Consider the following 22,059-nt stretch of genomic DNA (forward strand, 5'->3'; position numbering starts at 1 on the left):
CTCATTGGGCCGGATAAGAGCCCAGCACCTTGAAAAAGGCGACCTGTTTCTTCAGCGCGGCCAGGGCCTGCGCCACCGGCGCATCGTCGCGATGGCCCAGCAGATCGACGTAGAAATAGTATTCCCACTGCCCGGTGCGCGCGGGCCGCGATTCCAGCCGCGTCATGGACACGCCGTGCTCGGCCAGCGGCGCCAGCATCTCGTAGACGGCGCCGGCGCGGTTGGGCACCGCGAGAATCACGCTGGTCTTGTCGTGGCCGCTGGGCAAGGTGTCCATGGCGCCCACGGCCAGGAAGCGCGTGCGGTTCTGCGGGTCGTCCTGGATGCCGGAAGCGACGATGCCCAGGTTCCAGGCCGTGGCCGCCGTGGTGCCGGCGATGGCCGCCACGGTGGAATCGCCGGCGGCGACCCGCGCCGCCTCGGCGTTGCTGGAAGCCGCGTCGCGCGCCAGGCCGGGGCAATGCTGGGTCAGCCAGCTCTGGCACTGCGCCAGCGCCTGCGGATGCGCCATGACCCGCAGCACGCCGTCGAGCGTGCCGGTGCGCGTCATGAGGCAATGATGGATCTTGATCGAACGCTCGCCGAGCACCTTCAATGGCGAATTCAGCAGCAGGTCCAGGGTGCGGTTGACGGCGCCTTCCGTGGAGTTCTCGACCGGCACCATGCCGACATTGGCCTGCCCCGCCTCGATGGCGCGGAAGACTTCGTCGAAGCTGTTGCAGCGCAAAGGCGTGATGCTCTGCCCGAAATGCTCGTAGGCGGCCTGCTCGGAAAACGAGCCCTGCGGCCCCAGGTAGGCCACGGTTAGCGCGCTTTCCAGTCCGCGGCAGGCAGAGATGATCTGCGTCCACACCGCGTCCACGGCCTGTCCGGTGAAGGGGCCGCGGTTCGCGTCCTGCAGGCGGCGCACCACCATGGCCTCGCGCTCGGGCTTGAAGACGGGGCCGTCGGCATCGAAGGCGTGCTTGACGGCACCGACTTCCTGCGCGGCGCGGGCGCGCTGGTTCAGCAGCTCGAGTATCTGTTCGTCCAGCGAGTCGATGCGCTCGCGCAGCGGCCGCAAGCGTTCGGTGAGGGAATCATCCATGGCGCCGTTCGAAGTCCTGCATGAAATTGATGAGGGCCCGCACCCCTTCCAGGGGCATGGCATTGTATATGGAGGCGCGCATCCCGCCCACGCTCTTGTGCCCCTTGAGCTGCAGCAGGCCGGCGGCCTGCGATTCGGCCAGGAAAGCGGCGTTGAGCGATTCGTCGGCGAGGAAGAACGGCGCATTCATGCGCGAGCGCCAGCGCGGATGCACCAGCGCGCGGTAGAACTGCGAGTCGTCCAGGCTGGCATAGAGTTCGGCGGCCTTGGCGATATTGGCGTTTTCCAGCGCCTGTACCCCGCCCTGGCGCTTGATCCACTTGAACACCAGCCCGGCTATATATATGGCGTAGGTGGGCGGCGTGTTGAACATGGACTGGTTCGCGGCCACGTTGGCATAGTCGAAGGCCGAGGGGCACATCGGCAGTGCATGGCCGATCATGTCGCGGCGCGCGATCACCACCGTCACGCCAGCCGGCCCGGCGTTCTTCTGCGCCCCGGCATACACCAGCGCGGCCTTGGAAAAATCGATCGGGCGCGACAGGAAATGCGAGGACGCGTCCACCACCAGCGGCACATCGGCGGCGCCCAGCGCGGCCATGTCGGGCCAGTCGACGAATTCGACGCCGCCTATGGTCTCGTTGCTGCAAACATGCACATAGGCCGCGTCGGGGCGCACCTGCCAGGCCTGCGGCTCGGGGAACCAGGTCCAGGCCTGCTGCTGGCGGCCGTCGATCTGCGCGGCTTCGCCGCTGGAGGCCGCCACGGCGATGTCGCCGTAGCGCTGCGCTTCTTTGTGCGACTTGTTGGACCAGATGCCCGCCAGCACGTAGTCGGCGCGGCCATGTCCGGCGCGCCCCAGCAGGTTCATCGGCACGATCGCATTCTCGGCCGTAGCCCCGCCCTGCATGAACATCACCTCGTAGTCGGCGGGCACGTTCAGCAGCTCGCGCAGGTCGGCCTCGGCCTCGTCGCGGATCTGCATGAACTGCTTGCCGCGATGGCTCATTTCCATCACGGACATGCCGCAGCCGTGCCAGTCGGTCATTTCGGCCGCGGCCTGCTCCAGCACTTCGAGAGGCAGGGCCGACGGCCCCGCCGAAAAATTCCAGGGCCGCGTCATGAGGGCTCCTCGGTGGGTTCTGCGCCGGCATCGCCGCCGGCCTGGCTGGCGTCCGTCTGCGCCTGTTCATCGGATTCGTCTTCGTCGGCATCGCTTTCGACCACGCGCCGCACGCCCGACAGCGTGCTGTCTTCGTCGACGTTGATCAGCGTGACGCCCTGCGTGGCGCGGCCCATTTCGCGGATCTCGGACACGCGGGTGCGCACCAGCACGCCGCCGGTGGTGATCAGCATGATTTCATCGTCCGGACGCACCAGCACGGCGCCCACCACCTTGCCGTTGCGCGCGCTGGTCTGGATGGCGATCATGCCCTTGGTGCCGCGCCCGTGGCGCGTGTACTCGACGATGGAAGTGCGCTTGCCGAAGCCGTTCTCGGTGGCCGTGAGCACGCTTTGCGACTCGTCGCCCGCCACCAGCAGCGCGATGACCGACTGGCCGTCTTCCAGCGTCATGCCGCGCACGCCGCGCGCGGTGCGGCCCATGGGGCGCACGTCGTTCTCGTCGAAGCGTACGGCCTTGCCGGCATCGGAGAACAGCATCACATCGTGCTCGCCGTCGGTAAGGTCGGCGCCGATGAGGAAATCGCCCTCGTCCAGCGCCACCGCGATGATGCCGGCCTTGCGCGGGTTCGAGAAATCGGACAGCGGCGTCTTCTTGACGGTGCCGCGCGAGGTCGCCATGAACACGTAGTGGTCTTCGCTGAATTCCTTGACCGACAGCACCACGGTGATCTTCTCGCCGTCGACCAGCGGGAACATATTGACGATGGGCCGGCCGCGCGAATTGCGCGTGCCCTGGGGCACTTCCCAGACCTTCAGCCAATACACCCGGCCACGATCCGAGAAGCACAGCAGGTAGTCGTGGGTATTGGCGATGAACAACTGGTCGACGAAGTCGTTTTCCTTCATGGCCGTGGCCTGCTTGCCGCGACCGCCGCGCTTCTGCGCCCGGTATTCCGACAGCGGCTGGCTCTTGATATAGCCGGTTTGCGACAGCGTCACCACCATGTCCATGGGGGTGATCAGGTCTTCGGTGTCCAGCTCGGTGGCGTTGTGCTCGATCTCGGAGCGGCGCGTGTCCTTGGCGCCGGTAGCGAACTCGGCCTTGATGGCCAGCAGTTCGTCGCCGATGATGGTGGTGATGCGCTCGGGCCGTGCCAGGATGTCCAGCAGGTCGGCGATCGCCGCCATCACGTCCTTGTATTCGCCGACGATCTTGTCCTGCTCCAGGCCGGTCAGGCGCTGCAGCCGCATGTTCAGGATTTCCTGCGCCTGGACATCGCTCAGGCGGTACATGCCGTCGTCCTGCAGGCCGTAGCTCGGGTCCAGCCCGTCGGGGCGATAGGCGGCGCGGCCGCCCGGCGTGGTGCCGTCGTCGGCGCGGGCCAGCATTTCGCGCACCAGCGAAGAATCCCAGCTGCGCGCCATCAATTCCTGGCGCGCCACCGGCGGCGTAGGCGCGGCCTTGATGATGGCGATGAAATCGTCGATATTGGCCAGGGCCACTGCCAGGCCTTCGAGCACGTGGCCGCGCTCGCGCGCCTTGCGTAACTGGAACACGGTGCGGCGCGTGACCACTTCGCGGCGGTGCGCCAGGAAGTACTCGACCATCTGCTTCAGGTTCAACAGGCGCGGCTGGCCGTCGACCAGCGCCACCATGTTCATGCCGAAGGTGTCTTGCAACTGCGTGTTCTTGTACAGATTGTTCAGCACCACTTCGGGCACTTCGCCGCGCTTGAGCTCTATGACCAGGCGCATGCCGTCCTTGTCGGACTCGTCGCGGATGTCCGAAATGCCCTCGATCTTCTTTTCGTTGACCAGCTCGGCAATGCGTTCCTGCAAGGACTTCTTGTTGACCTGGTAGGGAATGGCATCGACCACGATGGCCTGCCGGTGCCCCTTGTCGACGTCTTCGAAGTGCGCCTTGGCGCGCATGACCACGCGGCCGCGCCCGGTGCGATAGCCTTCGCGCACGCCCGACATGCCGTAGATGATGCCGCCGGTGGGGAAATCGGGCGCCGGGATCAGCTCTATGAGTTCGTCGACCGTGCACTGCGGGTGGCGCAGGCAGTACAGGCAGCCGTCGACGACCTCGGCAAGGTTGTGCGGCGGGATATTGGTCGCCATGCCCACGGCAATGCCGGAACTGCCGTTGACCAGCAGATTGGGCAGGCGCGACGGCAACAGCAGCGGTTCTTGTTCGCTGCCATCGTAGTTAGGGCCGAAATCCACGGTTTCCTGGTCTATGTCGGCCAGCAACTCGTGGGCGATCTTGGCAAGACGGATTTCCGTATACCGCATGGCGGCCGGATTGTCGCCGTCTATCGAGCCGAAGTTGCCCTGCCCGTCGACCAGCATGTAGCGCAGGGAGAAATCCTGGGCCATGCGCACGATAGTGTCGTATACCGCCGAATCGCCGTGAGGGTGATATTTACCGATGACATCGCCGACGATACGCGCCGATTTCTTGTAGGCGCGGTTCCAATCGTTGTTCAGCTCGTGCATCGCGTACAGTACCCGCCGATGCACGGGCTTCAGGCCGTCGCGCACGTCCGGCAGCGCCCGGCCCACGATGACGCTCATTGCGTAGTCGAGGTAGCTGCGGCGCATCTCCTCTTCCAGGGAAATAGGAAGAGTCTCCTTGGCGAAGGAATCCATAAGTATCCAAACGTTGTTGTAACGGTATTTCGGGAATGGCCGGGGCCAGGCGAATAGGAAATTCTAGCATCCCGCCCCCTGGGGCCTGTTGACGCTAAAAGGGGTGCCGCACTGGTCTGCGAGGCCACTCTGTTCCCCGGCGCGGCGGTTCCGTCCCCCACAAGCTGGCCGGACGAGCCGGTCCAGTCGGGCAAACCGGCGTCCGGGCCGGCGGCGTCTGGCGCCCCCCGCTCCCTCGGCAACTTGAGAAACCACTTTAAAGCCACAGGCCTTGTTGTCTAAAACCAACAATAACCGGCCGACAGGCGTAGAAATCCGAATATCTATGCATCCAGCGTAAAACCCGCTTAACTAACGGCGTGGAAATGCCTTAACATTCCCTCAACACGCATGAAACCCAGCGCGATTATTTGATTGACTTCACGGCGTTGCTATACTGGCTACGTTTTCCTGATATGCGGCGGGGGTTCGCTGCGGTCACTTACCAGCATTAAGCTCAACGAGGAGAAATATGAACAAACCCTCCAAACTCGCACTAGCGTTTGCCCTTGCCACCGTCACGGTTTCTGGTGCTGTCTCGGCGCAAACCGTGGACAATTGGCGTAACCCGTTCGGCGACGTATGGAAGAACGGAACCCGCGAACTCTGCTGGCGCGACAACTTCTGGACGCCCGCCACGGGTATCGCCGGCTGCGACGGCGTGCCGGTTGCCCAGGCTCCCGTTGCTGCCCCGACCGCGACCAAGGTGGTTCTGAACGCCGACGCCTTCTTCGACTTCGACAAGGCCACCCTCAAGCCTGCCGGCCGCCAGATGCTCGATCAGGTTGCCGATCAGGTCAAGTCGATCAACCTCGAAACCCTCATCGCCACCGGCTACACCGACTCCATCGGTACCGTTGCCTACAACCTGAAGCTCTCGCAGCGTCGTGCCGACGCCGTCAAGAACTATCTGGTCAGCCGTGGTGTGGATCCCAACCACATCTACGCCGAAGGCAAGGGCAAGACGAACTTCGTCGCCAGCAACAAGACTGCTGCCGGCCGTGCGAAGAACCGTCGCGTGGAAGTCGAAATCGTCGGCACCCGCAAGTAATTACGGCCGTTTCAATAGCCGTTACAATGAAGGCCCCGTTCGCGGGGCCTTCGTTTTTTTGCCGGCGGCTTTGCGGTTACAGTGCCTGCGAGTACCCATCATGACCACTGCGACATCCTCTTCGGGCTCGGCTGCGACCGGCTCGGCCCCCTCCTCCTCTTCCGGGCAGCCCGACAGGGCCGCGAACGTCGACCAGGCCGAGATCGACAAGTTCAGCGCGCTGGCGGCGCGCTGGTGGGACCCCAACAGCGAATTCAAGCCCCTGCATGCCATCAACCCGCTGCGCCTGGGCTGGGTGCGCGACCTGGCCGGGCCGCTGGACGGCAAGCGCGTGCTGGACGTGGGTTGCGGCGGCGGCATATTGGCCGAGAGCATGGCCGCCGAAGGAGCCATCGTCACCGGCATAGACCTGGCCGAGAAATCGCTGCAGGTGGCGCGGCTGCACGGGCTGGAATCCGGCGTGGCCGCCACTTACCGGGCAATCAGCGCCGAACAACTGGCAGCCGAAGAGCCCGGCAGCTACGACATCGTCACCTGCATGGAAATGCTGGAACACGTGCCCGAGCCCGCCTCGGTGGTGGCTGCCTGCGCGCACCTGGCCAAGCCCGGGGGATGGGTGTTCTTCTCCACCCTGAACCGCAACACCAAGTCTTTCGTGCAGGCCATCCTGGGCGCCGAATACCTGTTGCGCCTGCTGCCGCGCGGCACCCACAGTTACGAAAACTTCATCAAGCCCAGCGAACTGGCCGCCTGCGCCCGCCAGGCCGGGCTGGACGTGCTGCGCATGGCGGGCATGCGCTACAACCCCGTCACCGAACACTACAGCCTGAACGACGACACCTCGGTCAACTACCTGCTGGCCACGCGCCGCGTAGCCTAGTGCCGCCTCGAATTTCATGAAAACACTAATATTGTTCGACTTCGACGGCACCCTGGCCGATACCGCGCCCGACCTGGCCGCCGCCGCCAACAAGCAGCGCGCCCGCCAGGGGCTGCCGCCCATGCCCTATGAAGCGCTGCGCCCCATGGCTTCGCAAGGCGCGCGCGGGCTGCTCAAGGCCAGCCTGGGCATGGACCCGGACCATCCCGACTATCCGCGCTGGCGCCAGCAGTTCCTGGACGACTATGAACAGGACATGACCTCCCGCACCGAGCTGTTTCCGGGCGTCCCGGGGCTGCTCGACATCTTGAAAAGCCACGGCTATGCCTGGGGCATCGTCACCAATAAAGTGGAATACCTGGCGCTGCCGCTGGTACGGCACCTGGGCCTGGACCGCGACTGCGCCGTCACCGTGGGCGGCGACACCACCGCGCACACCAAGCCGCACCCCGAGCCCCTGCTGCACGCGGCGCGCAGCGCCGGCGTGGCGCCGGCGCAATGCGTCTACGTGGGCGACGACCAGCGCGACATCATCGCCGGGCGCGCAGCCGGCATGAGCACGGTCGTGGCGGCCTACGGCTACTGCGGCCGCGACACGGCCACGCAAGACTGGAACGCCGACGCCATCGCCCACAGTCCCGAGGAAATCTGGGCTGTCGTGCAGCGACTGGCGGCAGCCTGACCCGCAAGAGCCCGGGCTTTCCCACACCGACACATCAGCAGAAACCCGCAATGAACCAGCCTTCCATCGATCCCGCACAACTGGCCGAGATGGGCCGCTATGCAGAGGAAATCGCCACCGAGGCGCGCCAGATCGCCCTGCAATGGTTCCGCCACCCGCTGGCCATAGACACCAAGGCCGACGAAAGCCCGGTCACCATCGCCGACCGCGAAGTCGAACAGGCGCTGCGCCGGGCCATCGGCCGGCGCTACCCCGGGCACGGCATTCTCGGCGAGGAATTCGGGCTCGACCATACCGATGCGGAATTCGTCTGGTCCATCGACCCCATAGACGGCACGCGCAGCTTTATTTCGGGCAACCCCTTGTGGGGCTCGCTGCTGGCGCTGCTGCATCGCGGCAGCCCGGTCTTCGGCCTGATCGACATCCCCGCCACCGGCGAACGCTGGACCGGCATGCAGGGCCGCGCGGCCACTTTCGGCGGGCAGCCCTGCCGCACCCGCGACACGGCCACGCTCGACCGGGCCATACTCTATGCCACCGCGCCCGAGATCTTCAATGCCGAAGAATTCCGCGCCTTTGAAAAACTGACGAGCTCCGTCTACCTGCGCCGCTACGGCGGCGACTGCTACAGCTACGGGCTGCTGGCCGCCGGCCACATCGACCTGGTCATGGAAGCCGGGCTGCAGCCCTACGACTACCTGGCGCTGGCGCCGGTCATCACCGCCGCCGGCGGGGTCATCACCGACTGGCAGGGCTGCCCGCTGCACATGGGCTCCGGCGGCCAGGTGCTGGCCGCGGCCAACCCTGCCCTGCACGCGCAGGCACTGGAGCGCATAGTCGCATAGGCGCCACGGGCCGGACGCGGCCGAGACAGATCGCTTGCTGCACAGAAACACCTCACCATCACTGCAAGGCCGGGGGACTAACATGCAAGAGCGCGACATCCGCAGCACCGAAGAGGCCATCGATTTCGTACGGGCCAGCGGCCTGTCGCATTTCAAGATCGGCCTGTCCGACATCGACGGCATCATGCGCGGCAAGTACATGCGCAAGCACAAGTTCCTGTCGGCGCTGGAATCTGGCCTGGGTTTCTGCGACGTGGTGATGGGCTGGGATTCGAACGACGCCATGTACGACAATGTGCGCTACACCGGCTGGCATACCGCCTACCCCGACACGCAGGTGCGCATCGATCCCGCATCCTGCCGCCGCCTGCCGCTGGAACAGGGCCCGAATGGCGAGGACATGCTGTTCTTCATTGCCGAGCTCGACGGCAAGGCGGCCTCCATCTGTCCGCGCCGCCTGCTGCACCGCATGGTCGACAAGGCGCGCGACATGGGCTTCGAAGCCGACGCGGCGCTGGAATACGAATTCTTCATGTTCAACGAAACGCCTAAGTCGGTGCGCAAGAAAAACTATCGCGACCTGGAAACCTGGACGCCCGGCAATTTCGGCTACTCGGTGCTGCGCAGCACCGTCAATGCCGACTTCTATACCCAACTGGTCGAGCTCACCGAACAGATGGACATGCCCATCGAAGGGCTGCACACCGAAACCGGGCCGGGCGTGCTGGAGGCGGCGCTGGAGGTCGACGCCATCGCCAATGCCGCCGACAAAGGCTTTCTGTTCAAGACATTCTGCAAGGCATTGGCCGAACGCAACGGCCTGATGGCTACCTTCATGGCCAAGTGGTCGCCCGAATACTCGGGCCAGAGCGGCCATATCCACCTGTCCCTGCGCGACGCGGCCAGCGGACACAATGTGTTCTACGACGCGCGCGGCGAGCACAGCATGAGCCGCATCCAGCGCCGCTTCCTGGCCGGGGTGCAGCGCTACCTGCCGGAATTCATGGCCATGTATGCCCAGACCATCAACAGCTACTCGCGCCTGGTGCCGGGGTACTGGGCGCCGCTGGACGCGACCTGGGGCGTGGAAAACCGCACCACGGCGCTGCGCGTCATACCCGGCTCGGAAAAATCGCAGCGCATCGAAGTGCGCATCGGCTCGGCCGATGCCAACCCGTACCTGGCGCTGGCCGCCGCCCTGGGCTCGGGCCTGGCCGGCATCGAGCAAGGCCTCGATCCCGACCCGATGGTCACGGGCAATGCCTACACCCAGGCCTTTCCCGCGCACCAAAAGCTGCCCGCCACGCTCTGGGACGCGGCGCAGCGCCTGCGCCAGTCGCAGGCCGCAAGCGCATTGTTCGGCAACGACTTCGTCGAACACTTTGCCGCCACCCGCGAATGGGAAGAGCGCCAGTTCCGCCGCCACGTGACCGACTGGGAACTGGCGCGCTATTTCGAGATCATCTGAGCCGCCCGCGCTCGCATACTGCCCCAACAATCGGCCCCACAGGAATCCCATGTCCTCCGAATTCATCACCATCAGTCCCATCGACGGGCAGGAACTGCTGCGCCGCGCCTACACCTCCGAGGCCGAGATCGCCGCCGTGCTGGCCCGCGCCCGCAATGCCCAGCGCGCCTGGAAGCACGTGCCGCTGGCCGAGCGCTGCCTGGCCGTCGGCGCCGCGGTCGAACGCTTCGTGCGCGACAAGGACGAGATCGCCGAAGCCATCACGCGCCAGATGGGACGGCCGCTGCGCTACACGCCCGGCGAGGTCGCGGGCTTCGAAGAACGCGCGCGCCACATGATCGCCATCGCGCCGCAGGCCTTGGCGCCGCTGGACCTGCCGCCCAAGGAAGGCTACAGGCGCTATATCGCGCGCGAGCCGATGGGCGTGGCGCTGACCATAGCGCCATGGAACTATCCGCTGCTGACCGCCGTCAACAGCATCGTGCCCGCGCTGGTGGCCGGCAACGCCGTGATCCTCAAGCATTCCAGCCAGACCCCGCTGTGCGCCGAAATCATGCATCGAGCATTCATCCAGGCCGGCCTGCCCGAGGGCGTATTCCAGTATGTGCACGCCGCGCACGCCACGGTGCAGCGCATGATCCAGGCGCCCGAGGTGGACTATGTGTCCTTCACCGGCTCGGTCTCCGGCGGCAAGGCCGTCGAGGCCGCGGCGGCGGGCCGCTACATAGGCACGGGGCTGGAACTGGGCGGCAACGATCCGGCCTACGTGCGCGCCGACGCCGATCTGGCGCAGGCCGCACAGTCCGTCGTCGACGGGGCCTACTTCAATTCGGGCCAATCCTGTTGCGGCATACAGCGCATTTATGTCGAACGGCGCGTCTATCCGGAATTCGTGGAGCGCGCCGTCGCGCTGGCCAGCCAGTACGTGCTGGGCAACCCGCTGGATCCCGCCACCACGCTGGGGCCGATGGTGCGCGCATCCGCCGCGCGCGAGGTGCGCGGCATGCTGCGCGAAGCGCTGGACAAGGGCGCGCGCAATCTCATCGATGCGTCCCGTTTCGGCATGGCGCGCGACGATACGGCCTATATGGCGCCGGCCCTGCTGGTCGACGTGGACCACGGCATGTCGGTCATGAACCAGGAATGCTTCGGGCCGGTGGCCGGCATCATGCCGGTCGACAGCGACATGCAGGCGGTCGAGCTGATGAACGACAGCCCCTACGGGCTGAGCGCCGCGGTCTTCACGCGCGATACCGAGGCCGCGCTGCGCATCGGGCAGCACGTGGAAACAGGCACATTTTTCATGAACCGCTGCGATTACCTGGATCCGGCCCTGGCCTGGACAGGCATCAAGAACAGCGGGCGCGGCGTGTCCCTGTCCGTGCTGGGCTATGAGGCCCTGACCCGGGCCAAATCCTTCCATCTGCGCCTGCTGTAGCAAGCCGAACCGCCATGACCGCCGATTACCCTTCGCTGCACGCCAACTGGAACTATCCCACCGCAATCAAGGCGGGGCCCGGCCGTATCGCCGAATTGCCCGCGCTGTGCGCCGCGCAAGGCATGCGCCGCCCGCTGCTGGTGACCGACCCGGGGCTCGCGCCGCAGCCCATGGTGGGCCTGGCGCTGCAAGGCTGCCACGAGGCGGGCCTGGAAGGCGCGCTGTTCTCGGCCATCAAGAGCAACCCCACCGGCGGCAATGTCGAGGACGGTGTGCGGGCCTACAGGCAAGGCGGCCACGACGGCGTGATCGCTTTCGGCGGCGGCTCGGCGCTGGACGCGGCCAAGGCGATCGCCCTGCTGGCCGGCCAGAGCCGCCCGCTGTGGGACTTCGAAGACATAGGCGAGAACTACCTGCGCGCCGACGCTGCGGCGATAGCACCGGTCGTGGCCGTGCCGACCACTGCCGGCACCGGCTCCGAGGTGGGGCGCGCCTCAGTCATCACCGACGAACAGGCACACGTCAAGCGCATCATCTTCCACCCGCGCATGCTGCCGGGCGCAGTCATACTCGACGCCGAGCTGTGCGCAGGCCTGCCGGCCATGCTGACCGCGGCCACGGGCATGGATGCCCTGTCGCACAATCTCGAAGCGCTGTGCTCGCCCATGCACCACCCGATGGCGCACGGCATCGCGATCGAAGGCATACGCCTGGTGCAGCGCTACCTGCCGGACGCGGTGCGCGACGGCTCGGACATCGAGGCGCGCCATCATATGCTGGTGGCCTCCAGCATGGGCGCCACCGCCTTCCAGAAAGGCCTGGGCGCCATGCACGCGCTGGCCCACCCCCTGGGCGCGCTATACGACGCCCATCATGGCATGCTCAACGCCATACTCATGCCCTACGTGCTCAAGGCCAACCGTGCTGCCATCGAGCATCGCATTGCCGCGCTGGCGCGCTACATGGACTTGCCCGCCGCCAGTTTCGACGGCTTCCTGCAATGGGTGCTGGACCTGCGTGCCTCGATAGGCATTCCCCACAGCCTGGCCGAAATCGGCATTCCCGCCGGGCGCTGCGCCGAGATAGGCGTAATGGCGGCAGCCGACGGCTCGGCCGCCACCAACCCCATCCCCTATAGCCCCGAACAATATGCGCATATCCTGGAGCACGCCCTGGCCGGAACACTCTGAGCCATTGGGCAAGACACGGTCCCCAGCGGATACCGCGGGCCGAGGCTGCACGGCGGCGGCCTTTGCCGGGCTGCCGCAAATCTTGCTTGCAGATTTTCACAATATGCCGGATGCGGTTCCCGCGCCGATATGGCGCCGTTTACAGGCCATGCACGGGCGACGCCCCGTGCGAGTGAGGTCCTGCAGGCCCCCAGCATCGCACCGCTGCAGGTAAAGTAGCGAAGCCGAAACAAAATACCGCCAGCCATGCCCCGATCCAGGTCCAGATCCATGCCCGCCGCAACCGTCCGGATGCCGTGGCTCGCATGGACGAACCGGATCGCCCGAGGCATGGCCGCCACGGCCTGCGTGCTGCTGGCCGGCCCGGTCGCGGCCATGGCGGCCACGGCAGCCCCCGCCCCTGCAGCAACGCCGGCAGCCTCCGGGCCACGCTATGCGCTGTGCGATACCTATTGCGCGCTGGTCGACGAGCATGGCGCGCTGGTCTCGAGGCGCCTGTACGAACACGTAGAGTCGTTCGACGGGCCGGTGGCGCTCTATACCTACCAGGGGCGCAGCGGCGCCATCGATGCCGACGGCCATACCCTCGTGCCGCCCGTCTATAAAACGCTGTATGTCGTGCAGGACCAACCGTTCTTGCTCGCCGAGGCCGATATGCCGGCCGGCGCAACTGCGGCGTCGTCGCCCGCACCGGTCAAGGACGACGATAGCGCCGAGCGCAGCAATGCCAGCAGCGGTAGCGGTAGCGACGGTAGCAGTAGCAGTAGCAGTAGCAGTAGCAGTAGCGATGGTAAGGTCGTAGCGCCCGCGCCGCCAAGGCCCGTCGCGGAATATGTTCTTTATGATTTCCACGGCCGCGTGGTGCTGGCGCGCAACGGCAATATGGTGGGCGCATGGCAGGGCCACCCTTATTACCACGACTGCCCGAGCCCCGACGCGCCCGCCTCGGCCTGCAGCTACGTGTTCGTCGACGGCCATGGCAAGCCTGCGCTGCGGCTGGCCTACTTTTTGCCGGTCGACGACACCCTGGCGCCCGCCTCGCGCGACGGCAAGCATTTCGGCTATATCGGACCGAAGCTGGAATTCGTGGTCGCGCCCACCTATGCCGGCGCAAATCCGTTCGAGGGCAACTATGCCAGGATCTCGACCACGCAAGGCGCCGGCCTGATAGACCGCTGGGGCCGCGTGATCGCCCCACCCGGGCGCTACGCGGGGATCTACCCGGACGGGGACAGCCTGCTCATTACCGCCTTCCCATCCGGCGAACGCCATTGCGCCCACTATCTGCGCGACGACGGATCGCGCGTGCCGCTACCCGCCGGCCTGTGCCCCTATGACGCAGGCCGCAGCCGCGCGCTGGGCTACGCCCTGGTCACGGGACCGCAAGGCCTGGGCGCCGTGGACATCTCCGGGCGCCTGCTCATTGCTGCGACCCATACTCGCCTGCTGCCACTGGATGCCGGCCATCTCGCCTACTCGGACTCCGACTCCGGCAATACCGCCCCGCGCTATGGCGTGCTGGACACCTTGGGCAAGCCGACGCTGGCCATGCGATACCTGGACATCAAGGCCGGCCCCGCCGGCACGCTCATCGTCCGCGACAGTTCCGGCTGGGGGCTGGCAAACCCGGCAGGCAAATGGCTGGTGCCGCCGCAATACGCGGACGTGCGCGTGCTGTCGCCGCAATTGCTGTCGTTCAAGGTAGCGGCCCATGACGGACACGGCGCAATCCAAGTGCTGTTCAGACCCGACGGCACGCGCCTGCCCGACACCAGCCTGTACGAACCGGAGGGCGTGCGAGAGCTCGGCAATCGGCAGTTCGCATGGAAGATCTACGGCCCCGACAGGCAGACCGGACTGATAGGCACCGACGGCCATCTGATCGTTCCGTTGCAGCGATTCTCCGGCGACCCGCGGCCCCTGGGGGATGGATGGTGGCTCATACATCGCGACACCCCGCAAGGCGCGCAGGACCAGGTATATGACGCCCATGGCGCACGCGTGACGGAGCTGGCGCCTTATACATCGATCTCGCCCTTCGTACATGGCGCGGCCACGGCGCGCACCCACGATGGCGACGCAGTGCTGATCGATCGCGGCGGGCATGTGCTGGCGAGCTACGCCGCGCTGTTTCCGCTGTACACCGATGCCGCCCGGGGCGACGCCGTGATCGAACAGACCCTGGACCGCTGCTACGTCGCCGACCCGGCAGCCGAACCCGCTCCAGCCGCAGCGCAGGATGCCGCGGACCACGCGATCTGCGCCGACCCGGCGCTGCGCGCACTGTCGCGCGCCACGGAAAAAGCCTATTACGGCGCGCAGTCCGGCCCCTGCGTGCCGCAGGATTTCATGGCGCTGCGCCGGCCGTACGACAAGGAACTGGCGCAATGCCGCGACAGCGCCTGCCTGGAACACGCCATGCGCGCTTTCCAGGCGCGCCTGGCCGACACGGCCCGGCAATGCGCCCAGTCTCCTGCAACGCTGAAATGGCTGGACCGCCCGGTGGAGCCCGCGCTGCGCGTACGCTTGCGGCGCCTGATCGTACAGCACGGCAAGAATTTCGAAGCGGACCCCGGTTCGGAAACGGACAACAGCCCGGAAGAGAACAAGCCGGAAGAAGACGGGCTTGTATTCCATGCCTTGAGCCTGGACGGCCGCGCAGCAGTCCTCGCCGTCCAGCAAAATGATGCGCACAACGCTCCCTTCTGGCTGCTATTGCGCGACCGGCCCGGCAAGGGCGAGCCGCCGCAATGGCGTATCGTGCTGGAAAACTACGGCGGCTACCTGCGGCCGCTGGAAGGCACCGACGCCGTCCACAATGGGCTGCCCGTGCTGCGCACCCAGCAGCACGTAAGCTGCTGCGAACACCAGGTGGATTATTACGCCTACGACGGGCGACGCTATGCACCCAGCCTGCAATGCACCCAGCTTTACGATGGGGACAGCCCGGTGTTGCTGTGCGGCGACGCGGCCCCGGCAGGCCCCGATTCTGCAGCAGCGCAAGAACAAGAAAACTGACTCCGACCATGCCCCGATACTCCTTACACTCAACATACCCGGCAAGCCTGCTGTTTCGGCCTGCCCCGCCGCATCAACCGCTACGGCCGCGCATCGCCGCGGCCCTGCTCTGCGTCCCGCTCCTGGCGGGCAAGGCCTTCGCGGCCCCGCCAACCCCATCGTCTCCTGCAGCCGCCCCCCAGCCTGCCGCCCAACACGAGGCCGTACCCGCAGCCGCCTCCGGGCCCCGGGCTGCTCCCGAGCCCGACGCCCCGCCCGGCGGAGCCCCGGCAGGCACGGCTGCCGCGACCGAACAATCCGCCTTCCGGCAGGCGCTGCGGCAAGCCGGCGAAGCGGCGCGAGCCGGCAACTTCGATGCTGCCGCGACATCGGCGCAACAGGCTTACGCCTTGGCGGCCAATCCCTATGAGCGCATCAGGGCGGCCGACTGGTATGCATCGATGCGCGAAGAACAGGGGCGCTACGACCCAGCGCGCGGCGCCCTGCACACGATCCGCCCGCTGATCCGCTGTGTATACGGATCGCACGACATGGCGCGCTCGATGGCACAAGAGGCGCGCCTGGCCTTCCTGCAGAACCGGCGCACCGAGGCTTATGCCCTGCTCGCCGAGATACGCGACATGCCGCTATCCGCGCCCGCCGTGACCTGGGGCCAGACGGATCGGGACGACTGGATACCCGAAGGCCGCCAGGCGCGGCTGTACTACAGGCTTGCGGGGATGAGCTTCCCCGGCGCGGCCGGCGGCCTGATGCGCGAGGAATACAAGACGACGGACGATCCCTCGGACTCGTCCACGCTGATCTACACGCCTATCGCGCCGCAAGGCCCGCTGCAAGACATGAAAGTGCGGCTGCGGGTGGGGTCGCGCGATCGCCACGGGACCACGGTGGCACAAGCGCTCGCGCATGAGCTGTCCTACGAACGCGAACTCTACGGCCGCAAGCCGCACGGGCATGAGGCCGGGGAAGCGCCCAAGCCGGATGCCGTTCCCGTCGAATTCGCGCCTGCCGGCAGCACGCACGCCTCGGGAGCCGTCAATATTGCCGACGAGCACGGCGGCCAGGAAGTGCATGGAGTCTGGATCGCCCGCAAAGGCGCCTGGCAGATCATCGTACGCGCAAGCTGGGCGCCGCAGCGCCAGGCCGCCGCGGCCAAAGCTCTGCGGGCATTGTTCGCGGACATAGGCTGGAACGCGCACCAGGCGCGGTATCGCGGGCAAACACCGCAAACCCGGGCACTGAACCAGAGGTTCGACACCGCGCTGGCGAATCAGCAATGGACCGAGGCGGCCGCCCTCGCCAAGCGCCTGCTGCCCACCACCCTGTTTCCCAACCGCCAGGCGCGCCTGTATACCGCCATGGGGATAGCTGCCGCACGCAGCGGCAGCCCGGCGCGGGCCATGCCGCTGCTGCGCAAGGCGTTCGGCAAATGGCGCTACAGCAAGCTGGGCTACGGCTCGGAATCCTTGTTCGACACTTTGCTGCTGTATGCGGCCGATACCGCGTTTCGCGCCGGCGATACGCGCCAGGCCGTAACCTGGCTCAACGCCCATAACCGCGACCTGCCCGATCCCAATTGGAAGCTGGATACGGCCAGTGGCGCGTTGCTCTACCTGCCCATGAACCTGAACCTGCCCGCACGCCTGGGCGACTTCATGCTCGTGAACCATGACCGCAATCTCGCCCGCTACGTACGCCTGCATCCGGACCAGGCCATCGGCGTCACCTTGATGAAGCCCGCGCCCGGCAAGGATCCCGAAGACATGGAAGATCTGCTGCGCAACTGGATGACGCACAAGATGGAACTGCAGGTCGGCAAGGCGACGGAGCTTTCCTACCCGCAAGCGACCCGCGGGGATGCGCACGGCCGCATGCTGCAGTTCACGGTGGCCAGGCCGGACGCAAGCCGCAGCGGCGTGATCAATATCGGCACGGACGCCCTGCCGCCCACGGGGCAACGGCTCATGACATTCTGGCTGTCGCGCGTGGCGGACAGGGAAATCGTACTGCGCACCGAAACCGCAGCCGGCGATACGGCTGCGCTGGCCGCCGCCGGCAAGGCCGCCGCGAGCTTCCCGTGGCCGGTTGCAGCCAGCTCGGCGCCACCGGCCGCCGGAGACCCCTGGGCATTGAGCTGCGCCGTCCCGGCCATGGCTGCCACGCCCAAACTGCCGTGAAGGGCGCGCGGACTCATGCAGCACATCGATAGCACTGGCCCGAGCCGGCGCCATGCTCTCGATTGCGGCCCCGTATCAGGGCAAGACGCAGCCGGGGCTCTCGGGCGCGGGGCCGTGGGGTTCCTCGGGCTGCGCCAGTAATTCGTGCAGTTGCGCCTTTTCGTCCGCCGACAGCAGGCCGGTCTGCGCCCCCGCATCCAGCAGCAGCCTGGCGCTGCGCTGCTCGTGCGACAACACGGCTTCTTCCAGGGGAGTCTTGCCTTGGGAGTCGCGCGCATCGATGTATGCGCCATGCTCCACCAGCATGGACAGGAACGGCGCAATGCGCGGCGAATCCGGCACATCCGACGCGTAACTCATCAAAGCCTGCACCGGCGCCGTGCCCGGATACGGATCGGGGCCATTGACGATGGCATCCACCGGCATATGCCGGGTCTCGATCAGCCATTTGCCGACCGTCAGCGCGGCGCCGCGGGCGGCCGCAACCAGCAAAGTGTCGTTCTGCGCCAGCAAGGGACCGCGGACGGACAAGGGCACGCCCTTGGCCGCCAGATACTGCACCAGGTCGAGATGATCGAGCCGCGCCGCCATCCACAACGCTTCCTTGCGCGCACCTTCGTCGCTGACGGGAAACAGGATATCCACCAGGGCCAGGTCGTGGCGCGCCACGGCGACGCCGAGCGCATTCAGGCCGGGCAGGAAATCCCCTTCGCAAGTACGCAGATCCATGGCTTCGCGCCCCAAGCGGCTCGACACCGAGGCATGCTGGCTGACCAGCGTGCTGGCCGCGGCCTGCGCGCCCGCGTCGGCGGCATCCAGCAGTTGGGCATCGGGCAGGTACAGCGCCGCGCAGCGTTCGCCGCAGGCATGCTGGGCGGCCAGCAGCCGCTGCACATCGTCGGCATGTATGGCCTGGTAGATGGCCTGGCGCTGGTCGCTGGACCGGTCTTCCTGCCAATTGTCGGTCAGTTGCATGCCCGCCAGCGCCAGCGTGGCCAGGGCAGGCAGCACCTGGACCGCAATAATCCCCCGCAGCCAGCGCGGCGCCCCGTACAGGCGCCAGTACAGCAGGTTCAGGACCAGTACCAGCAGATTGCCTGCGCCCAGCACGAGCCAGCCCAGCGCCGCTGCCAGACCCGCAAACATGCCGCCGTGGCTTTCCGACAGCACCAGTCCGCCGCCCAGCGCCAGCGCGGCCAGGGCGACAAGGACGATGAGGGCGCCCAGTACGGTTTTCATATCGCGGCCGCGCCCGCCGAGGCCGGGAAACACAAGAATCGGAGCATGCCTGGACAATACCATAAGGCCGTATCGAGGCAGGAATAGCCCGCGGGGCGCTATCATTGCCACCCGGAACCATCCATGGGAAACACGCACATGAACGATACAGGCAAGCCGCCGGCCGCCGGCGGCACGGGACGCGCCACGCTGGCGGGCATGGCCGCCGTGCTGCTCTGGTCCTGCCTGGCCCTGCTCACCACCCTGACCGCCGGTATTCCACCATTCGAACTGCTGGCGCTGAGCTTCGGCATTGCTTTCGTGCTGGGCGCCGGCCTGCTCGCGCTCGGCCAGCGCGGCGCGTGGCTGGCCGCATGGCGCCAGCCGTGGGGCGCGTGGGCCACGGGCTTCCTGGGCCTGTTCGGCTACCACGCCCTGTATTTCTTCGCGCTCAAATCGGCCCCGGCCGCACGGGCCAGCCTGATCGCCTACCTGTGGCCGCTGTTCCTGGTGCTGCTTTCGGCGCTGGCCGCCGGACGCAAGCCGGGTCCGCGCCACCTCGTGGGCGCCGCGCTGGGCCTGGCCGGCACCGCCGCCATCATGCTGGCGCGCGGCGACCCGGCAGCGGACGCGGACGCGGGCGCGGTCGCGGTCGCCGGCTACGCGACAGCCGGCTATGTGGCGGCTTTCGCCTGCGCACTGACATGGTCGGGATATTCGGTCCTGAACCGGCGCTACAGCCACGTGCCCAGCGGCATCGTCGGCGGCCTGTGCGGACTGGTAGCGCTGGCCGGCCTGGCCTGCCACCTGGCCCTGGAAAATACAGTGTGGCCCGGAACCAGCCAATGGCTGGCCATAGCCGGCCTGGGCCTCGGGCCCGTAGGCGCCGCCTTCTTCGCCTGGGACCACGCCAGCAAGCACGGCAATCTTGCCGTGCTGGGCGCGCTATCGTACCTGGCGCCCCTGATATCCACCCTGCTGCTGATCCTGGCCGGACAGGCCGACGCCGGCCTGTTCCTGCTGGTGCCGGCGCTGCTGATCATCGCCGGCGCGGTCGTGGCGACGGCGCCGCTCAAGCGGGGCGGACGCTGACGCACCAGGCCCAGCAGGCCGGGCTGAGGAAGCCGCCGAAAAGGCCGCTCAGGGTGGAATAGTTTCCGTACAATGGAAACATAACCTCAGACCCGAGCATTGCAGCGAAGATCCACGCTTGCCACGGACAATGCCCGATCCAGGAACCACCGCATGGGCAATACAGCTTCCTCCGAAGAAACCGGCGTACTGGAGCGCGCCGTCCAGCTATTGAAGCTGCTAGCCGCCACAGGCAAGAACGGCATGGCGTTGACGCGCCTGTCCAGCGCTACCGGAATGGCGAATTCCACGGTGCACCGGCTGCTCGGCCAGCTTTGCGCGCAAGGCATGGTGGTGCAGCACGAGGCCAACAAACGCTACGCCCTGGGACCGCTGGTATTCGAACTGGGCCTGGCGGCGTCGCAGTCCTTCGACCCCCGGGATCGCTGCGCACCATTCCTGCGACGGCTTGCCGAAGAGGTGCGGGACACGGTGTACCTGACGGCGCGTAGCGGCTCCGACGCGGTATGCGTGGATCGCCACGAAGGCCCCTCGCCCGTGCGCGTGCTGACCCTGGACGTCGGCAGCCGCCGGCCCCTGGGCATGGGCGCGGGCGGCGTGGCCATACTCGCCTACGTCCGCGATACCGAACGCGAAGAACTGATCCAGAAGCTCTGCAAGCGCAGGCTCGGGCGGCGCGAGCAATTCGAGGAAGAACTCAGGGCCGCGGTGCAGGCCTGCCGGCGCAACGGCTACTCGTTCATCCGCAATCGGGTGAACCCCGGGGTTTCGGCCGTGGGCGTGCCTTTGCTGGATTCTCTCGACCAGCCCATAGCCGCCATCAGCGTGGCGGCTATCGACGCCCGGATGCGCCCCGCGCGCATCACGGCGCTCGCAGCCCTGTTGCAGCAGCGCGTGCGCGTCATCCGCAACTCGATGCTGGGCCCCAGGCCCTGAGCCCGGGCCAGAATCCGGCATCCGGCAAGTCTAGTAGCCCGCACCCCGGAAGGCCGGCCATGCAGCCTAATTCCGTTCAACGGAAATCGACAGCTTTCCCGGCCTCCTCTTCCTATAGTTCCCTGCGTAGACAAAAACATTTCAAAAGGGACTCACTATGAATCATCCATTCCGGCGCATGGCGGCGCTGCTGCTTTTCGCATTCGCATCGACGGGCGCTGCGGCGGCCTACCCCGACCACTCCATCACCCTGGTCCACGGCTTCGGCGCCGGAGGCAATGCCGATTCCGTCGCGCGCGTCATCGCCGACGCCATGGGCAAAAAGCTGGGGCAGACGGTCGTCGTCGATCCCCGGACTGGCGCGGGCGGCACGATCGCCTCGGCTTACGTTTCGAAGGCCAAGCCCGATGGCTACACGCTGGTCATGCTCACCGGCGGCCATACGGCTTCGGCGGCGATGCGCAAAGAGCTTCCCTACGACCCCGTGGCCAGTTTCTCGATGATCTCCACGGTCTCGCGCTTTCCGTTCGTGATCTCGGTAAAGGCCGACAATCCGGCAAAAGATCTGAAGCAACTGCTGGACCAGGCGCGCGCCCATCCCGGCACAGTGACTTATACCTCCGTGGGCGTGGGCTCGACCCAGCACCTGACCGGAGAATTGCTGGCATCCAAGGCCGGCGTGTCCATGGTGCACGTGCCCTACCGCGGCGGCGGCGCGCCGGTGCAGGCAGTGCTGTCGGGAGACGTGAATGTGATGGTCGACACGCCGACGGTTACCGCCCCGCAACTGCAATCGGGCAAGCTGCGCGCCCTGGGCGTCACGAGCCCGCAACCCTGGCCGCTGCTGCCGGGCGTTCCGACCGTCGGCTCGGTCATCCCGGGCTTCACTGTGATGTCCTGGCTGGGCATAGCCGGGCCCGCCGATATGCCGCAAGCCGTGGTCGACACCTTGAACCACACACTCAAGGACGTACTCGCCGACCAGGAGGTGCAAAAGCGGCTGCACGCCATGGGCAGCGAGGCATGGTACGGCTCTCCCGGCGAAATGCGCGACATGATCGCCACCACGACCAAGCAATGGATAGAGGTCGTGAAAGCCGCGAAGATCCCATTGCAATAAGCCCCCTGCGGCAGGCTCTTCCCCATCCGAATTCCCTA

At 66.7% G+C, this 22,059-nt stretch carries 16 protein-coding genes; 12 read left to right on the plus strand and 4 right to left on the minus strand.

Features of this window, described 5'->3' with window-relative positions:
- Position 1 precedes the first annotated feature (1 nt).
- The 3 genes from pheA to gyrA are packed head-to-tail and all read right to left on the minus strand — an operon-like array spanning position 2 to position 4,867.
- Positions 2-1,087 (minus strand): prephenate dehydratase, encoded by a 1,086-nt coding sequence (gene pheA / locus KVP10_RS03170; RefSeq protein WP_217962981.1) that lies wholly within the window; start codon positions 1,085-1,087, stop codon positions 2-4.
- Entirely contained in the window at positions 1,080-2,210 is a 1,131-nt protein-coding gene (gene serC / locus KVP10_RS03175) for a 3-phosphoserine/phosphohydroxythreonine transaminase (protein WP_217962982.1), read from the minus strand. The genes pheA and serC overlap by 8 nt, the downstream gene beginning before the upstream one ends.
- Positions 2,207-4,867 carry a DNA gyrase subunit A gene (gyrA, locus tag KVP10_RS03180; protein WP_217962983.1) on the minus strand — a complete coding sequence of 887 codons (2,661 nt, stop codon included), beginning with the start codon at positions 4,865-4,867 and terminating at the stop codon, positions 2,207-2,209. Before gyrA ends, serC begins: the two co-directional genes overlap by 4 nt.
- A gap of 511 nt (positions 4,868-5,378) precedes the next feature.
- Here gyrA and ompA point away from each other — a divergent pair.
- The 9 genes from ompA (at position 5,379) to KVP10_RS03225 (ending at position 17,655) form a co-directional block, all read left to right on the plus strand.
- Positions 5,379-5,957 carry an outer membrane protein OmpA gene (ompA, locus tag KVP10_RS03185; protein ID WP_217962984.1) on the plus strand — a complete coding sequence of 193 codons (579 nt, stop codon included), beginning with the start codon at positions 5,379-5,381 and terminating at the stop codon, positions 5,955-5,957.
- 100 nt (positions 5,958-6,057) lie between these two features.
- A complete protein-coding gene (gene ubiG, locus KVP10_RS03190) occupies positions 6,058-6,837 on the plus strand; it encodes a bifunctional 2-polyprenyl-6-hydroxyphenol methylase/3-demethylubiquinol 3-O-methyltransferase UbiG (RefSeq protein WP_217962985.1) in 780 nt (259 codons plus the stop codon).
- Positions 6,838-6,853: 16 nt separating this feature from the next.
- On the plus strand, positions 6,854-7,519 hold the full coding sequence (gene gph, locus KVP10_RS03195; RefSeq protein WP_217962986.1) for a phosphoglycolate phosphatase: 666 nt from the start codon (positions 6,854-6,856) through the stop codon (positions 7,517-7,519).
- 50 nt (positions 7,520-7,569) lie between these two features.
- Entirely contained in the window at positions 7,570-8,364 is a 795-nt protein-coding gene (hisN, locus tag KVP10_RS03200) for a histidinol-phosphatase (RefSeq protein ID WP_217962987.1), read from the plus strand.
- A gap of 82 nt (positions 8,365-8,446) precedes the next feature.
- Positions 8,447-9,832 (plus strand): glutamine synthetase family protein, encoded by a 1,386-nt coding sequence (locus KVP10_RS03205; RefSeq protein WP_217962988.1) that lies wholly within the window; start codon positions 8,447-8,449, stop codon positions 9,830-9,832.
- Positions 9,833-9,881: 49 nt separating this feature from the next.
- Positions 9,882-11,270 carry an aldehyde dehydrogenase family protein gene (locus KVP10_RS03210; protein WP_217962989.1) on the plus strand — a complete coding sequence of 463 codons (1,389 nt, stop codon included), beginning with the start codon at positions 9,882-9,884 and terminating at the stop codon, positions 11,268-11,270.
- A gap of 14 nt (positions 11,271-11,284) precedes the next feature.
- Complete coding sequence (locus KVP10_RS03215; RefSeq protein WP_217962990.1) at positions 11,285-12,460, plus strand: iron-containing alcohol dehydrogenase; 1,176 nt, start codon at positions 11,285-11,287, stop codon at positions 12,458-12,460.
- 270 nt (positions 12,461-12,730) lie between these two features.
- Complete coding sequence (locus KVP10_RS03220) at positions 12,731-15,478, plus strand: WG repeat-containing protein (RefSeq protein ID WP_217962991.1); 2,748 nt, start codon at positions 12,731-12,733, stop codon at positions 15,476-15,478.
- 389 nt (positions 15,479-15,867) lie between these two features.
- Positions 15,868-17,655 carry a hypothetical protein gene (locus tag KVP10_RS03225; protein ID WP_217962992.1) on the plus strand — a complete coding sequence of 596 codons (1,788 nt, stop codon included), beginning with the start codon at positions 15,868-15,870 and terminating at the stop codon, positions 17,653-17,655.
- 75 nt (positions 17,656-17,730) lie between these two features.
- Here the strand turns inward: KVP10_RS03225 and KVP10_RS03230 are convergent, their stop codons facing one another.
- Positions 17,731-18,894 carry an ankyrin repeat domain-containing protein gene (locus KVP10_RS03230; RefSeq protein ID WP_217962993.1) on the minus strand — a complete coding sequence of 388 codons (1,164 nt, stop codon included), beginning with the start codon at positions 18,892-18,894 and terminating at the stop codon, positions 17,731-17,733.
- A gap of 138 nt (positions 18,895-19,032) precedes the next feature.
- Here KVP10_RS03230 and yddG point away from each other — a divergent pair, with 138 nt between their 5' ends.
- The 3 genes from yddG (at position 19,033) to KVP10_RS03245 (ending at position 22,021) form a co-directional block, all read left to right on the plus strand.
- On the plus strand, positions 19,033-19,965 hold the full coding sequence (gene yddG / locus KVP10_RS03235) for an aromatic amino acid exporter YddG (protein WP_217962994.1): 933 nt from the start codon (positions 19,033-19,035) through the stop codon (positions 19,963-19,965).
- A 153-nt stretch (positions 19,966-20,118) separates the two neighbouring features.
- Positions 20,119-20,901 carry an IclR family transcriptional regulator gene (locus KVP10_RS03240; RefSeq protein ID WP_217962995.1) on the plus strand — a complete coding sequence of 261 codons (783 nt, stop codon included), beginning with the start codon at positions 20,119-20,121 and terminating at the stop codon, positions 20,899-20,901.
- A gap of 157 nt (positions 20,902-21,058) precedes the next feature.
- Entirely contained in the window at positions 21,059-22,021 is a 963-nt protein-coding gene (locus KVP10_RS03245) for a Bug family tripartite tricarboxylate transporter substrate binding protein (protein WP_217962996.1), read from the plus strand.
- Positions 22,022-22,059: the final 38 nt, after the last annotated feature.

The sequence above is a fragment of the Candidimonas humi genome, from assembly GCF_019166065.1.
GTDB classification, from domain to species: Bacteria; Pseudomonadota; Gammaproteobacteria; order Burkholderiales; family Burkholderiaceae_B; genus Candidimonas; species Candidimonas humi.